This is a genomic window from Azospirillum sp. FG154 (assembly GCF_057809575.1).
In genome coordinates this window covers 106,545-122,155 of the sequence record NZ_JBMDKF010000014.1, presented here as the reverse complement: position 1 = coordinate 122,155, position 15,611 = coordinate 106,545, and the positions used below count along the sequence as shown (strand labels likewise).

Annotated in this window: 15 protein-coding genes; 6 read left to right on the top strand and 9 right to left on the bottom strand. The window is 65.6% G+C overall.

The annotated features are described in order from the left end of the window. Window positions 1-228 precede the first annotated feature (228 nt). Window positions 229-1,554 (top strand): OmpP1/FadL family transporter, encoded by a 1,326-nt coding sequence (locus ACODS4_RS17120; RefSeq protein WP_488865746.1) that lies wholly within the window; start codon window positions 229-231, stop codon window positions 1,552-1,554. Window positions 1,555-1,633: 79 nt separating this feature from the next. Here ACODS4_RS17120 and ACODS4_RS17115 read toward each other — a convergent pair whose 3' ends face one another. Both ACODS4_RS17115 and epmA read right to left on the bottom strand, forming a co-directional pair. Next, a complete protein-coding gene (locus tag ACODS4_RS17115) occupies window positions 1,634-2,368 on the bottom strand; it encodes a substrate-binding periplasmic protein (protein WP_488865744.1) in 735 nt (244 codons plus the stop codon). A gap of 112 nt (window positions 2,369-2,480) precedes the next feature. After that, window positions 2,481-3,554 (bottom strand): EF-P lysine aminoacylase EpmA, encoded by a 1,074-nt coding sequence (epmA, locus tag ACODS4_RS17110; RefSeq protein ID WP_488865742.1) that lies wholly within the window; start codon window positions 3,552-3,554, stop codon window positions 2,481-2,483. A 167-nt stretch (window positions 3,555-3,721) separates the two neighbouring features. Between epmA and efp the strand changes: the two genes are divergently transcribed. The 5 genes from efp to ACODS4_RS17085 all read left to right on the top strand — a co-directional run bounded on the left by efp (window position 3,722) and on the right by ACODS4_RS17085 (window position 9,283). Further along, window positions 3,722-4,288 (top strand): elongation factor P, encoded by a 567-nt coding sequence (efp, locus tag ACODS4_RS17105; protein WP_298376749.1) that lies wholly within the window; start codon window positions 3,722-3,724, stop codon window positions 4,286-4,288. A gap of 97 nt (window positions 4,289-4,385) precedes the next feature. Beyond that, on the top strand, window positions 4,386-5,207 hold the full coding sequence (locus ACODS4_RS17100; RefSeq protein ID WP_488865740.1) for an inositol monophosphatase family protein: 822 nt from the start codon (window positions 4,386-4,388) through the stop codon (window positions 5,205-5,207). A gap of 158 nt (window positions 5,208-5,365) precedes the next feature. Then, window positions 5,366-6,169: an OmpA family protein gene (locus ACODS4_RS17095; RefSeq protein WP_488865738.1), complete on the top strand. Its 804-nt coding sequence runs from the start codon at window positions 5,366-5,368 to the stop codon at window positions 6,167-6,169. A 34-nt stretch (window positions 6,170-6,203) separates the two neighbouring features. Continuing rightward, window positions 6,204-7,394 (top strand): flagellar motor protein MotA, encoded by a 1,191-nt coding sequence (locus ACODS4_RS17090; protein ID WP_488865736.1) that lies wholly within the window; start codon window positions 6,204-6,206, stop codon window positions 7,392-7,394. A 149-nt stretch (window positions 7,395-7,543) separates the two neighbouring features. Continuing rightward, the gene (locus ACODS4_RS17085) at window positions 7,544-9,283 is read left to right on the top strand and encodes a peptidoglycan -binding protein (RefSeq protein WP_488865734.1); all 1,740 of its coding nucleotides are present in this window, start codon (window positions 7,544-7,546) and stop codon (window positions 9,281-9,283) included. Between the two features lie 10 nt (window positions 9,284-9,293). Here the strand turns inward: ACODS4_RS17085 and ACODS4_RS17080 are convergent, their stop codons facing one another. From ACODS4_RS17080 to ACODS4_RS17050, 7 genes are all read right to left on the bottom strand, one after another. Beyond that, on the bottom strand, window positions 9,294-9,500 hold the full coding sequence (locus ACODS4_RS17080; RefSeq protein ID WP_488865732.1) for a hypothetical protein: 207 nt from the start codon (window positions 9,498-9,500) through the stop codon (window positions 9,294-9,296). 123 nt (window positions 9,501-9,623) lie between these two features. Continuing rightward, window positions 9,624-10,214, bottom strand: coding sequence for a GNAT family N-acetyltransferase (locus ACODS4_RS17075; protein ID WP_488865730.1), 591 nt, complete (start codon window positions 10,212-10,214; stop codon window positions 9,624-9,626). A gap of 36 nt (window positions 10,215-10,250) precedes the next feature. After that, complete coding sequence (locus ACODS4_RS17070; protein ID WP_488865728.1) at window positions 10,251-11,510, bottom strand: M16 family metallopeptidase; 1,260 nt, start codon at window positions 11,508-11,510, stop codon at window positions 10,251-10,253. Then, window positions 11,507-12,916, bottom strand: coding sequence for a threonine synthase (gene thrC, locus ACODS4_RS17065; protein WP_488865726.1), 1,410 nt, complete (start codon window positions 12,914-12,916; stop codon window positions 11,507-11,509). Before thrC ends, ACODS4_RS17070 begins: the two co-directional genes overlap by 4 nt. Window positions 12,917-13,008: 92 nt before the next feature. Beyond that, a complete protein-coding gene (locus tag ACODS4_RS17060) occupies window positions 13,009-14,502 on the bottom strand; it encodes a carboxypeptidase M32 (RefSeq protein WP_488865724.1) in 1,494 nt (497 codons plus the stop codon). Then, a complete protein-coding gene (locus tag ACODS4_RS17055; RefSeq protein WP_488865722.1) occupies window positions 14,499-15,242 on the bottom strand; it encodes an SURF1 family protein in 744 nt (247 codons plus the stop codon). Before ACODS4_RS17055 ends, ACODS4_RS17060 begins: the two co-directional genes overlap by 4 nt. Continuing rightward, complete coding sequence (locus ACODS4_RS17050; RefSeq protein ID WP_488865720.1) at window positions 15,239-15,610, bottom strand: DUF983 domain-containing protein; 372 nt, start codon at window positions 15,608-15,610, stop codon at window positions 15,239-15,241. The genes ACODS4_RS17055 and ACODS4_RS17050 overlap by 4 nt, the downstream gene beginning before the upstream one ends. Window position 15,611: the final 1 nt, after the last annotated feature.

Sequence of the window (15,611 nt, the reverse complement as noted above, 5' to 3'; positions counted from 1 at the left end):
TCCCCCTGTTCGGCCCGCCGACCGATTTCGCAACGCAACAACGTTGCGGAAAATCATCTCATTTTGGAAAAATCGAACGATTTGCCCGAAGATCGCTTGGCAAAGGCCGACGGTCGGCGCGACCCTTTGTACGTTCGATCAATTAATCTCCTGCGCGCTCTTTACCTATGCGTCAGTTTATGTATCATAGCGTCAACAACACAATCTGGGGAAGGAACTATGTCTCCTATGACGCTGAAAGCCCGTCTTCTGACCGCCGCCGCCGCCGTCGCCGTGGCCGCTCCAATCGCCGTTCCGTCCTCCGTTCTGGCCGCAGGTTTTGCGTTGAAGGAGCAGAGCGTTTCGGGCCAGGGAACCGCCTATGCCGGCGTTACGGCGGGCGGCAATGGCGACGCCAGCGCCATGTTCTACAACCCGGCGACCATGGGGCTGATCTCCGGCAATCAGATTGTGCAAACCGCGTCGGGCGTCATGGTGAAGGCGAATGTCGAGAACGCCCGCGCCACCCGCGCCACTCGCCTTGGCGGTTCGTCGATTTCCGGCAATTCAACGCCGGGCGACATCGCCCAGGACGCCATCGTTCCCGCCGGTTACTTTGTCTATTCGGTCAACGACGATCTGAAGCTGGGCTTGTCGGCCAACGGCCCCTGGGGTCTCGTCACCAATTACGGCGACAACTGGATTGGCCGTTATCATGGCATCCGGTCTGATTTGAAGACCTACAATTTCACCCCGACGGTGTCCTACCGAATCAACCCGATGATTACGCTCGGCGGCGGCGTGCAGATCCAGTACGCCAAGGCCAAGCTGTCGCAAGCGTCCGATTTTGGCGCAAGCCGACTCGGTCGTCCGGGTAGTCTGGACGTCACCAGCGACGTGACGGGCGATGATTGGGGTTGGGGCTTCACCCTTGGCGCCCTGATTCAACCAACCACCAGCACCCGCGTCGGTCTGGCCTATCGTTCCGCCGTCAAGCACACGCTGACCGGCACCGTGTCCTTCACCGGCCTGCCCGCCTCGCTGGCCTCTGCCCTGCCGACCCAGGGCGCACGCGCCGATCTGACCACGCCGGACATCGCCTCCATCGGCCTCTATCAGGAAATCACCGACCGTTGGGCGGTGATGGCCGACGTGCAGTGGACCAACTGGTCGCGCTTCAAGGAACTGCGCGTCAACGTCAACAACCCGGCGCTGAACTCCCTGACGGAAGAGAAGTGGAAGGACACTTGGTATTACGCGCTGGGCACCTCCTATAAGGTCAACGACGACCTGACTCTGCGTGGCGGCGTCGCCTTCGACAAAGGGGCCGTGGACGTCGAACACCGCACGCCGCGCATTCCTGAGCAAAATCGTTACTGGCTGTCGGTCGGCGCGGGGTATCGCGTGACCGAATCGTTGCAGGTCGACGCCGCCTACTCGCATGTTTTCATCCCCAGCACCTCGGTCAACTTGACGGACGATCTGACGGGCGCCGAAGCCGGGCGCGGCAATCTGTCGGCCAATTACAAGAGCAGCATCGACATCATCGGCCTTCAGGCCCGCCTGTCCTTCTGACCGGATCGGGATCGCCGCCAAAGAAAACGCCGCCGGAGCGATCCGGCGGCGTTTTTCATTCCACGACAGGCGCTGGAAATCAGCGGAATCCGTATTTTTTCACGATCTCCGCAAACTCGCCGCTCGCCCGCAATTCCGACAACCCCTTGGCGAAATCCGCGACCCGCCGCTCATAGCCTGCCTTGTTTTTGGCGAATCCATTGAACATTGGAATTTTTGAGATCGGCGGATCCAACCACACCACGCTCGCCTTGCTCTCCGGCATATGTCCCGCAATCAGATCGTCGCTCACCCCTTTGTCAACCAGAGCCAGATCAACCCGGCCCGCGATCAGCTTCTTTAAATTGGTCAGATCGTCGTTCGCCTCGTCCGTCGTCAAACCAGCCTCCACAAAGCTGGCGGGGTTGGCGTAACCGCGCACGGTGCCGATCCGATAGGGCTTCAACTCGCTGAGCGCCTTGTAGCTGATGTTGCGATCCTTCAACGCCACCAGACCGATTTCGTTGTCCATGATGGGATCGGAGTAAACGAGAAAACGTTCCCGCTCCGCCGAATGCCACACGCCAAGCAACCCATCATAACTCCCCTTCTCCACCTCGGACACGGCGCGCGCCCACGGAAGGAACTCAATGGCCACATCGTAACCGACCTTCTTGAAGGCCGCCGCCGTGATAGCGGACACCACCCCCTTTTCGGGAAGCGACGCCGCGTAATAAGGCGGGTATTCGGTCGTCACCAACGTGACGGTGTCCGCCGAAGCGGCGGATACAAAACACCCCATTCCCAGGAAAAACGACACGACGTTGCGCAGCATTGGAACCCTCCTGTGTCAGAAGACAGTGTTTCTGACGAACACCTCGCCTGCTCAAGCGTGACGGGGATTCATTAAGCATTTGTTTCAAAACCGAGACTGCGTCCAACAAGCCTCACCGCCGCAAAGCGGCCTCCGCCACCGGCAGCCACAGCACCTGATTGATGTCCTCGGCCCCGGCGCACAGCATGGCCAGCCGGTCAAACCCCAGGGCGATGCCGCTGCTTTCCGGCATGCCGTAAGCGAGCGCGGCGAGGAAATCCTCGTCCACCGGAAAACGCTCGCCGTAAATCCGTTCCTTCAGATCCATGTCGGCTTCAAAGCGGGCGCGCTGGACCGCCGCGTCGGTCAATTCGCCAAAGGCGTTGGCCAGTTCCAAACCGCAGGCGTACAGCTCGAACCGCTCGGCCATACGCGGATCGTCGGGTTTCGGTCGCGACAGCGCCGCCATGCACAACGGGTAGTCGGTCAACACACAGGGAACGTCGGCGCCCAGATGCGGCTCGATCCGCTCGAACATGATGCGGAACACGATGTCCTCCCAGCGGTCGCCCGCGTGCGGCGGCACGCCGATCCGCGCCGCCTCGACCGCCAGGGCCGCCGGGTCGGGATCGTGGCTTCCGTCATAGGTCGCCATCAAATCGATTCCGGCATACTCCCCGAATGCGTCGGGAACCGTCAGAATCCGCCAGTCGGCAAAGGGATCGCAGGCCATGCCGCGAAAGGCGAAACGCTCGCGCCCGGCGGCCCGCGCCGCGCCGCGCACCAATTCCTGACAATCACCGATGAGCGCGCGGTAGCCCTCCCCCGCCCGATACCATTCCAGCATCGAAAATTCCGGGGCGTGCGTGCTGGACCGCTCGCCGTTGCGGTAGACATGGGCCAACTGCCACAGACGCGGCGCCCCAGCCACCAGCAGCTTTTTCATGGCGAATTCCGGGCTGGTGTGCAGATACAGCCGTCGCTGGTCGTCCGGGTGCGGGCCATGCAGATCGGTGGCGAAGGCCTGGAGATGCGGTTCCATCCCCGGCGACACCTGCAAGGCCGGAGTGTCGACCTCGACGAAATCCCGCGCGGCGAAAAAGGCGCGGACCGCCGCCAAAACGCGCCCCCGCGCGGCCAGAAAGGGCGCCCGACGGGCGAAAACATCGGGGCGCCAAGCGGGAGCGGCAAGCGGCGAAGGGGACATGGCGATCATCCGAATTGAACAGGGAACAGGCGGATTGGCCGGGCATCTGAGCATCGAGTCGCCCAAATCACAAGCAAAGGCGTCCAGAACCGTTGCGCGGCGTTGCCTAAGCCGGGGCAAGCTGCTAGGGTCCGCGCCGCCCGCATCTTGGAAATTATGAGTATACCATGAAGGTCAACGCCAACACGATGCGCCCCGGCCATGTGCTGGAGCACAACGGCAAGCTCTGGGTCATCACCAAAACCGCCATCGTCCAGCCCGGCAAGGGCGGCGCCTTCATCCAGCTTGAAATGAAGGACGTGCGCACCGGCACCAAGTCGATTGATCGGTTCCGCACCCAAGAGACGGTTGAGCGCGCTCGCCTGGACGAGCATGAAATGACCTTTCTGTTCGCCGAAGGTGACAGCTTCACCTTCATGGACAAGGAAACCTTCGAGCAGGTCACGATTGACCGCGAATTGATCGGCGACCCCGCCGTCTATCTGCAAGACGGCATGGAAGTCGTCGTGCAGACGCACGAAGGCAGCCCGCTGGGCGTCGAAATTCCCGGCAAGGTCACGCTGACCATCGTCGAAGCCGACCCGGTGGTGAAGGGGCAGACCGCCTCTTCCTCCTACAAGCCGGCCAAGCTGGAAAACGGCGTGTCGGTTCTGGTTCCGCCGCACATCGACGCGGGCACCCGCATCGTCGTCGACACCGCGACCAGCGAATACATCGAACGCGCCAAGGACTGATCCCTTTTTCGGTTTGTCCTGATCCACCGGCTCTCGCCTTCCGCGAGGGCCGGTGTATTGTTTTTCAGTCCCCGCACAGCATGGTACACGCACGCTCATGGCCACCCGCTCCGCTCTCATCAACGTGATGGTCCGCGCCGCTGAAAAAGCGGCCAAAGGTCTCGTTCGCGACTTCGGCGAGGTCGAACACCTCCAGGTGTCGCGCAAGGGTCCGGCGGACTTCGTGTCCAACGCCGACATCAAGGCCGAAAAGCTTCTGCGCGAAGAGTTGCAGAAGGCGCGGCCCGAGTTCGGATTCCTGATGGAAGAAAGCGGCGTGTCCAAGGGCAGCGACGCCACCGCCCGCTGGATCGTCGATCCGCTGGACGGGACCACGAATTTCCTGCACGGCCTGCCCCACTGGGCGATCTCCATCGCGCTGGAAAAGAGCGGCGAGATCGTCGCGGGCGTCGTCTATGAGCCGATTGGCGATCAGATGTTCTGGGCCGAAAAGGGCCAGGGCGCCTTCGTCAACCACCAGCGCCTGCGCGTGTCGGAACGCCGCCGTCTGGAAGATTGCCTGCTGGCCACCGGCATTCCCTTCAAGGGCCGGGGCGATCACGCCGGGTTCCTGGGCGAAGCCGAAGCGGTGATGAAAGAGGTGGCGGGCATCCGTCGCTTTGGGTCCGCCGCCCTCGATCTGGCCTATGTCGCCGCCGGTCGCTTTGACGGCTATTGGGAACGCGGGCTGGCCCCGTGGGATTGCGCCGCCGGCGCCCTGATGGTGACGGAAGCGGGCGGCTTCGTCGGCGAAATCAGCGGTGGGCGCAACCCGGTGTTCGGCGGCAGCATCCTGGCCACCAACTCCCACCTTCAGGTGCCGGTGACGCGCCTGCTGAAGGCGGCGACGGACAAGCGGGGCGAGGCCGCCAAGGTCTAATCTCTGACCGCCTAAGCTCCGACCGCCTAAGCTCTGACCTTTGTCCGGTCGAACAACCAGCCCCGGCGCCGCAAGAGCGTTGTCGCGTGAAGCGGCGATGCGCTATGGTTCCGGGGTCTTTTGGGAAGCGTGGAAGCACCGCCTTGGACCGTTGGGGAATGTCCGACCGCATGAGCCGTTCCAACCCGACGGGTGTTCGCCGGGCCGTGGCGCTCTGCGCGCTGGCCGTCGTCGCGCTGACGCTCCCGGCGCTGTCGCCCGCCGACGCCGCCCCCCCGGCCCAGCCGGTCGCGGCCCCGGCGAAATTGTCGTTGGAAAACGCCACGCCGCTGACGGTGCCGAACCGCCCGTCCCTCGGCACGCCCCCCAAGGTGAAGGCCCCGCCGCGTTTCGTGTCGCCGATCCCGTTTGAGCCGCCAGCCTTGCCCGAACTGGTCGAAGGCCCAGCCAAACCGGCCCCGCGCCCAACCCAAACGGCGAAAACAGTCCCAACGCCAATCCCCACGCCCCCGGTCGCCGCCGTCGCTCCGACGACGCAAGCGCCAAGCCTTGCGACGGCGCCAGCGGTCGGCGCCAACGCGCCGACTCAGACGGCCTCCCTGCCCCCGGCGGTGGCGACTCCGCCCGCCAACGTGGCCACCCCGCCCGCCAGCGCGCTCAGCCTTGTGTTCGACGGCGCGGCCCCCGCGTTGCCGGAGGCGGCGGATGACCTGGTGGACGGCATCCTCAAACGCCTGCGCGCCAGCGACACCGCGCGGCTGCAACTGCGCTCCTACGCCAGCGGCACGGCGGAAACGGCGCGCGAGGCCCGGCAATTGTCGCTGGCCCGCGCGCTGAGTTTGCGCGAACGTTTGACCGCCTTTGGCGTCCGCAGCAGCCGCATCGACGTGCGCGCTCTGGGCCTCGACAGCCTGGGCGGCGGCCCCGCCGACCGCATCGACGTCGAGTTTCTGAACGAGTAGACGCCGCGCCCCGGCGCGCGCAACGAGAGGCCCGATGACCGCCATCGCCCCGAACCGCCCCCTGGAGGTCGCCACCCCGATGACACGTCCCGAGCGGTTTCTCACCCGGATGATCCTGTTCCTGGTGGTCGTCGTCATCGTCTGCGCCCTGTTGTTCCCGGCGCTGCGCGCCGCCTTCCTGAACAACGCGCCCCTGAACGGCGTGATTCTCGCCACGCTTCTGGCGGGCGTCGCCTTTATCTTCCGCCAAGTGCTGATGCTGCGGCCCGAGGTGGCGTGGCTGGAAAAATACCAGAGCGGCGCGCCGCCCGCTGGTCTGCAAGAGCCGGTGTTGCTGGCCCCGATGGCCCGCATGCTGGGCGAACGGCGTGGGCGGTTGACGCTGTCGGCGCTGTCGATGCGCTCGCTGCTCGACGGCATCGCCTCGCGCCTGGACGAATCGCGGGAGCTGTCCCGCTATCTGATCGGGCTTTTGATTTTCCTGGGCTTGCTCGGCACCTTCTGGGGGTTGCTGCACACGGTGCAGTCGGTCGGCGGCGTCATCGGCAGCCTGTCGGTCAATGGCGGCGACGTCGGCGCCATGTTCGGCAATTTGCAAAAGGGGCTGGAAGCGCCGCTGGTCGGCATGGGCACCGCCTTCTCCTCCTCCCTGTTCGGTCTGGCCGGGTCGCTGGTTCTGGGCTTTCTGGAGCTTCAGGCCAGCCAGGCGCACAACCGCTTTTTCCAGGATTTGGAAGACTGGCTGTCCAGCGCCACCCGCCTGTCGAGCGGCGGCGCCGGCGGGTTGGAGGTTGGCGAGCAATCGGTCCCGGCCTATCTCCAGGCCCTGTTGGAGCAGACGGCGGAAAATCTCGATTCTCTGCAACGCACCGTCGCCAGCGCCGAGGAAGGGCGCCGTTCCGCCAACGCCAATCTGATGGCGCTGACCGAGCGGATCTCCTCGCTGACCGACCATATGCGGGCCGAACAGCAGCTTTTGCTGCGGCTGGGCGAAAGCCAGTTGGACATGAAGGCGCTGCTGGAGCGCGTCGCCGAATCCGCCGTCGGCGGGTTTGACGACGCATCGCGCCAGCATCTGCGCAACATGGACATCTATCTGGCTCGCATCGTCGAGGAATCGGCGGTGGGCCGGGTTCAGTCCGTGCAGGAAATCCGCAGCGAGATCAAGCTTCTGGCCCGCACCATCGCGGCGCTGGCCGAAGAGGCGGAGTCGCAGCCCCGCTAAAGCGCGGCCCCCTCCCCAACCCTCCCCCGCTGACGCGGGAGAGGGAGACCGCAATGGAAATCGTCCCCTCTCCCGCAACGCGGGGGAGGGTTCGGGAGGGGGAAAGACCCGTCCCGCAAAAGCGCCCCGTCTCGAATTAAGGACCAGCCATGGCCAGCATCAGCCGCCGCAACAGCCACCGGGACGCCAACGCATGGCCCGGTTGGGTGGACGCGCTGTCGTCGCTGGTCATGGTGGTCATTTTTCTGCTGATGGTCTTCGTCGTCGCCCAATTTTATCTGGCGGCGACCCTGACCGGACGGGATGAGCAGTTGGTCGCGCTGAACCGCAAGGTCGCGGAAATGAACGACCTGCTGGCGCTGGAGCGCGACGCCAACGCCGATCTGCGCGTCAACATCGCCCAACTCTCCAGCGAATTGCAGTCCTCCGTCATCCGGCGCGACGACATGACTCTGGCCATGGGCAAGCTTCAGGAAGACCGTGACCGCACCGCCCGCACGCTGGACGAATTGCAACGCGCCGTCCGGGTGGACCGCGAAAGTTACGAGTTGAAGCTGAAAGAAATCATCAGCCTTCAGAACGATCTCAAGGCGTTGCGCGAGGCGCGGGAAAAACTGGAAGGGGATCTGGCCGCCGCCGCCACGATCATCCGCTTGGCCAAGGAGCAACAGCTCAACCAAACGACGGAATTGAACGCCAGCCGCGAGCAAACAAAGACTCTGGAAAGCCAACTCGCCGCCGCGCTGACCGCCGCAAAAATGACCGACGCGCAGCGCCAAGCGTTGATGGCGGATTTGGACAAGGCGAATGACCGGGCCAAGGCGCTCGACAGCCGCCTCATCGCGGCTCTCGCCGCCGCCAAACTCGCCGACGAGCAACGTCAGACGCTGACCACCGACCTCACGGCCACCCGCGACCGCGCCAAATCGCTCGACGGACAACTGGCCGCCGCTCTGGCCGCCGCCAAACTGACCGAGACGCAACGCCAGGGGCTGGGCGCGGAGTTGTCCACCTTGCGCGACCGCGCCAAGAGCATGGAAGACCAACTGACCGCCAGCGCCGCCGCCGCCAAGCTGGCCGAGGAGCGGCGGCAAGCCCTGCTGGCCGAGTTGGGCAGCGTCCGCGACCGCTCAAAAGCGTTGGAAACGCAACTCGCCACCGCCGCCGAACGGACCATGCTGGCGCAAAAGGACATCGACCAGCGCGACATCCGCGTCAAAGAGTTGCTGAGCGCGCTGGCGGGCGAACAGGCCGAAGGCGGCAAAAGCCGCCAGAAGGTGGAGGCGCTGAACCTACAACTTCTGGCGCTGCGCGACCAGTTGGCCCGCGTCGCCGCCGTCCTCGACGCGTCGGAAAAAGCGTCCGCTGAACAAAAAGTGCAGATCGCGGAGTTGGGGTCACGGCTCAATCAGGCCTTGGCCGCCAAGGTTCAGGACCTCGCCCGCTACCGTTCAGAGTTCTTTGGCCGCGTGCGCGAGGCGCTGGGCAGCCGCCCGGACGTGCGAATCGTCGGCGACCGTTTCGTCTTCCAATCCGAACTGCTCTTTCCCTCCGGCTCGTCCAACCTGGAAGAGAGCGGCAAGCAACGGTTGGCCGAACTGGCCCACACCTTGATCGAGGTCGGCAAGGTCATTCCGTCGGACATCAATTGGGTGCTGCGCGTCGATGGCCACACCGACGTGCGTCCAGTGCGGCAACAGTTCGGAACCAACTGGGAATTGTCGTCGGCACGCGCCATCTCGGTGGTGAAATATCTGATCGACCAGGGCATTCCCGCCGAACGTCTGGCCGCAACCGGATTCGGCGAATTTCAACCAATCGACCCCGGCGTGACGGAGGAGGCGATGGCCCGCAACCGCCGCATCGAGATCAAACTCGACCAACGCTGAGCCGTGTGACTCACGGCTCCCGACCAGCCACCACCGCCATGGCGACCACGCGCGCCTGAACCAGTTCGGCGCAGCGGCGGATCAGATTTTCTCCGGCATACACGGCCCAGCCGCTGCGAAAACCGTCTTCTTCATACTGAAGCTCAACCCGGCAACGGCCCTGCTCGACCGCGTAGGAATAGGGCGTTTCTTTCGTCCAGGTGGGTGCGTTTGACATTTTATCACCATCAGCCGATATCACGCACACGTAATGATGCTTGGAATCGGTTAATGGTTGGTTAAGCTGACAATGGGGAGATAAACCAAAAGGCAGATATGATCTCATCCTTTGGTGTTATCGTCAGCCTCGCCATTCCTCATGCAGGACGGCGTACAGCACATGGTCGCGCCACGTCCCATCAATGCGCAAATAGCCACGGGCGTAGCCTTCGTGGGTGAAGCCCACCTTCTCCAACACCCCACGGCTGGGCGCGTTGGTCGGCAGACAGGCGGCCTCGACCCGGTGCAAACCCAACTGGCCAAAGGAGAAATCCAACACCAGCCGGGCGCCGCCGGACACGAAGCCGCGCCGGGCGTAGCGCTGCCCCACCCAATAGCCCAGCGTGCCCATCTGCGCGACGCCGCGCCGGATGTTGGTCAGGCCAAGCCCGCCGACCATGGCGTCGGTGTCGCGGTCGAAAATCAGAAAGCTGTAGCCCTCGTCGTCGCGCCATTCCTGGGCCTGCCGCCGCAAACGGCGACCGAAGGCGCTGCGGGTCAGCGCGTCGGCGGGCCAGGTTGGCTCCCACGGGGTGAGGAAGGCGCGGGATTCGTCGCGCAACTCCGCCCACTCCCGCCAATCGCGCGGCAAGGGCGGACGGATGTAGCATCGGGGGCCGTCCAACCGCATGGCGGGCGGGCTGATGAGGCCACTGCCAAGCAGACGAATCATAAGGCCCCCCACCACCCCATCCAGCGCCCCTCCCAATCAGGCCAAACGCGCCGCGATGCGGTCATAGGACTCCAGCCGCTCAATCGGCCCCAGCGCCGCCACCGTCGGCGGGCTGGCGCGCAGTCGCTTGGCCGCCGCGATCACCGTCTCACGGTCCACCCCGTCGATCTTGCGGACGATCTCCTCGACCGGGATCGGGCGGTCGTAGATCAGCAATTGCTGACCCAACTGCTCGCAGCGCGACATGGTGCTTTCCAGCGCCATCAGCGTTCCGGCCTTCAACTGGGCGCGGGCGCGGGCGACCTCGTCCTCGGTCACATCCGCGCCGACCTTGGCGAGTTCGTCGCAGATGACCGGAACCAGCTCCGCCACCTCGTCCTCGCCGGTCCCGGCGTAGACGCCGAACAGGCCGCCGTCGTGATAGCCGCCGGTGAAGGTGTAGATGGAATAGACCAGCCCGCGCTTTTCCCGCACCTCTTGGAACAGGCGGGACGACATGCCCCCGCCCAGCAGGGTGGACAGCACCGAATGGGCGTAGAAATCCGGGTCGTGCACCCCCACCCCGTCAAAACCGAGGACAAGGTGCATCTGCTCCAGATCGCGCGCCTCGCGGTAATCGCCGCCCTTGTAGACCGCCGTTTCCGGCGCGGGCGGGGCCTCGCTCGACAGATGGCCGAAGGCCTTGAAGGCCATGTCCACCAGCCGGTCATGCTCGATCCGGCCCGCCGCCGACAACACCATGCCGGGCGCGCCGTAATGGCCGCCGATGTAATCGACCAGCGCCTCGCGCGGCAGGCTGGCCACGATGTCCGACGCGCCCAGAACCGGGCGGCCCAGCGCCTGCCCCGGATAGGCGGTGGCCTGGAAATGGTCGAAAATGATGTCGTCGGGGGTGTCGGCGCTCTGGCCGATCTCCTGCAACACCACCGTGCGCTCGCGCGCCAACTCCTCGGCGTCGAGCGCCGAGTGCTGGATCATGTCGGCCAGGATGTCGAGCGCCAGCCCGGAATCCTCGTGCAGAACCTTGGCGTAATAGGCCGTCTGCTCGCGGGTCGTGTAGGCGTTCAGTTGACCGCCGACATTCTCGATCTCTTCGGAAATGCGGAAGGCCGAACGCCGTTCCGTCCCCTTGAACAGCATATGCTCGACAAGGTGGGCCACACCGTTGACGCTGGCCGCCTCGTTGCGGGTTCCCACCCCGACCCAGCAGCCGAGAGAAAAGGACTGCACGTCGGGCATGGTGTCGGTTGCGACGCGCAGCCCGTTGGGCAGTGTCGTCACACGAATGGAACTCATGCGGCCTCCTGGGCGGCGCGGGCGCGGGACGCGACGAATTGCTGAACGACGCCCAGATCGTTGGGCAGATCGGTCAACCGCTCCTCGCGCTCGTAAAGGTCGGACAGGCGCGGCGGCAGCGGCGACCGATGGCCGCTCGCCTTTTCCACCGCGTCGGGGAATTTGGCGGGATGGGCGGTGGCGAGCACCACCATCGGGATCGCCGGATCGAGCGGATCGGCCTTCGCCGCCGCGACGCCGACCGCCGTGTGGGGATCGAGCAGATAACCGCTCTCCTCCCAGGTCGCGGCGATGGTCGCCATGGTGCCGTCCTCGTCCACCCGATGGCCGGAGAAGATGGTCAGCGCCTTGGCGAGTTGCGCCTCGGTGACGACGAATTTGCCCTCCGCGCGGAAACCATTCAGCGCGGCGGTCACGGCGTCGCCGTCACGGTCGAGCAGGTCGAACAGCAGCCGTTCAAAGTTGGAAGAGATTTGAATGTCCATGCTGGGACTGAAGGTAGGCACGACCGGCGCGGCGGCCATGGTCCCGCTGGCGAAAAAACGCGCCAGAATGTCGTTGGAGTTCGACCCGACCACCAGCTTCTCAATCGGCAGCCCCATCGCCCGCGCGCCATAGGCGGCGTAGACGTTGCCGAAATTGCCGGTCGGCACGGTGAAGGCGATCTTGCGGTCAGGCGCGCCCAGCGCGACGGCGGCGGTGAAGTAATAGACGATCTGGGCCATGATGCGCGCCCAATTGATCGAATTGACCGCCGACAGCCCCATCTTGTCGCGGAAGGCGCCGTCGTTGAACATCGCCTTCACCAGATCCTGGCAATCGTCGAAGGTGCCGTCCAACGCGATGTTGTGGACGTTCGACGACAGGACGCTGGTCATCTGGCGGCGCTGCACCTCCGACGTGCGGCCCTTAGGGTGCATGATGAAGATGTCGATGTTCTGACGGTCGCGGCAGGCCTCGATGGCCGCCGACCCGGTGTCGCCGGAGGTCGCGCCGACGATGGTCACGCGCTCGCCCCGCTTGGCCAGCACATGGTCGAACAGGCGGCCCAGCAGTTGCAGCGCCACATCCTTGAAGGCCAGCGTCGGACCGTGGAACAGCTCCAACACCCAAGCGCGCTGGTCGAGCTGGACCAGAGGCGTGACGGCGCTGTGGTCGAAGCTGGCGTAAGCGTCCTGGACGATGGCGCGGAACTCATCCTCGGCGATGGCGCCGCCCAGGAAGGGCAGCATCACCCGAACGGCGATTTCGCTGTAGGGCAGACCGCGCAGCGCGCGAATGTCCTCCGCCGAAAATTGCGGCCAAGTCTGCGGCACATACAGCCCGCCGTCGCGGGCCAGCCCGGCCAGGAGAACGTCTTCAAACCCAAGGACCGGGGCCGCGCCCCGCGTGCTGACGTACTGCACCGCTTCCAACTCCGTCCGATGAGGAGGGCATAGTTAGCGATGACCCTCCCCCGGCGCAAGCGGCGTGCAAGCGCAGCCGTCTTGCAACAGGCTTATGACCCGAGATAACGGGTTTCCAGATGCCGCTTGAACACGCCGACGTCGAGCGGACGGCCCGTCGCGGCGGTCAACAGCGCGTCGCCGGAAGCGTGGAGACAGCCGGTCTGATGCACGTTGGTCCGCAGCCAGCCGACCAGCGGGGCGAAATCCCCCCGGCCCAGCGCCGGAACGATCTCCGGCTCGGCCTCGCGCGCGGCGGCGAAAAGCTGCGCCGCCGTCATCGCCCCCAGCGTGTAGCTGGGGAAATAGCCCCAGCCGCCGCCCGGCCAATGAATGTCCTGCAAACAGCCCCGGCGGTCGTCGGGCGGAACCACGCCGACCAGTTCCAACATGCCGTCGTTCCAGGCCCCCGGCAGGTCGGCCAAATCGAGATCGCCCGACACCAGCGCCTTTTCCAGGCGATAGCGCAAGATGACGTGGGCGGGGTACGTCACCTCGTCGGCGTCCACCCGGATGAAGCCGCGCTCCACCCGGCCATAAAGGCGGCGGAGATTGTCCACCTCCCACTCCGGCCCAGTTCCACCGAAGGCCTCGCGGACGACGGGGGCCAGCCAGGTGATGAAGTCGGCGGAGCGGGCGGCCTGCATTTCCATGATGAGCGACTGGCTTTCATGCACGGCCATGCCGCGCGCCTGCCCCACCGGCTGGGCCAGATGGGCGCGGGGGCGGCCCTGCTCATACAGCGCGTGGCCCGTCTCGTGAACCACGCCCATCAGGGCCTTGGTGAAATCCTCTTCGGCGTAGCGGGTGGTGATGCGGACATCGTCGGTGGCCCCGCCGCAGAAGGGGTGCAGCGACACGTCCAGCCGACCCCGTTGGAAGTCGAAGCCCATCCGCTCCATCATCGACACGCCGAGCGCCCGTTGCGCCTCGACCGGGAAAGGACCGGAGGGGGAAAGCGGCGTCGGTTGCTCCGCCTGTTTGTCGAGAACGCGCCCGATCAGGTCGGGCAGAAATCCGGCGAGGTCGGCGAACAGGTCGTCGATGCGCGCCGTCCGCGCGCCCGGATCATACTCGTCCAGCAAGGCGTCGTAGGCCGACAATCCCATCGCCGCGCCCTTGGCCGCCGCGCTTTCACGCACGCAATCCAGCACCGTCCGCAGCGACGGCAGCAGGGCGGCGAAATCGCTGTCCGCCCGCGCCGTGCGCCAATTCATTTCACAGACGGAGGTCGCCTTGCTCGTCGCCTCCACCAGATCGGCGGGAACGGCGGTGGCGTGGGCGTGGTTGCGCCGCATCTCGCGCAGATTGGCGCGCTGCCAGTAATCCAGGCTGTCGTCGCCCTCGGCTTCGGCCAGCAGGTCGGCCAGACGCGGGTCGGTGGACATCTCATGCGCGATGACGGACAGGGCGGCCGTCTGTTCGGCCCGCCCGTCGCTCGCGCCGTCCGGCATGATCGTCTGGGTGTCCCAGCCGAGAATTCCCAGCGCGTCGCCGATGGCGGCGATGCGGGCGTAGCGGCGTTCAAGCTCCTGATACGCGGTCATGCGGCCTGCCTGTTGGTGTCGTCGCCGTCGCGACGGCGTTTGCGTTGCGACAGCACATACACAACCGCCAGCGTCGCCGCCAGTCCGTACCACGTCGCGGCGTATTGCGCGTGGTTGTTGGGAAGCTCGACGCGCGGCTCGATCCCGGCGGGCAGACCGCCGGGCGTCTGGCCGGGCAGCGCCTCGATCAGGAAGGGGGCGACTGGCCCCAGCGACCGCGCCGCCGCCATCGCCGCCGGATCGGCGCGCATCCACACCTCCGCGCCCGGCGTGTTGTCGGGTTGGAACAGTCCGGCGCTCTGCGGCAAACGGACGATGCCGCGCAGGCTGGTCGGCCCCTCGACGCGCCCCGCCGCGCGGCTGGCCGCCGCGCGCATGTCCATCGGTACGAAACCGCGATTGACCAGCACCAAACCGCCGCCGTCGGCCCGCTGAAACGGCGTCATCACCTCATAGCCCGCCTGCCCCTGGCGCGGGCGGGCGAGCAGCAGCATCTCGTCATCGTTCCGAAATTGGCCGGACAGCGTGACCGGACGGAACTCCCACGCGGCGGGATCGTCAAGCGTGACCGGCAGGGCGACGGGCGGCGCCGTGACCCGCTCCGCCACCCGGGCGATCAGGTCGGTTTTCCACGCCACGCGCTGGAGCTGCCACGTTCCCAGCCCCAGCATGACGGCGATGGCCGGAATGGTCGTCAGCGTCGCGGCCAAGGTCGGACGGAAGACGCGCGGCGCGGTCATTCGCCCGACTCAAGCTCGCTGCGGCGGAAACGGTATTGCTGGGCGATGACCAGCGCCTTGGCCGGGCGCAGCATGCCCAGCGTCAGGCCGGTGACGACGAGGCTCCAGACGACGGCGTGCAGCCACAGCGGCCAATCCACCGACATCGACACCCACAGCGCCATCGGCACGATCAGAAAATTCAAAATGAAGATGAGGAAGACCGCCGGGCCGTCGCCGCTGTCCACCTTGGCGAAATCAAGGCCGCAGGCGTCGCAGCGTTCGGCGACGTCCAGAAAGCCCTTGAACAGCTTTCCCCGGCCACAACGCGGGCATGCGCACCGCAGGCCCGCCGTGACCGGGGAAATGTTCGGATGATAGCCGGTCAAC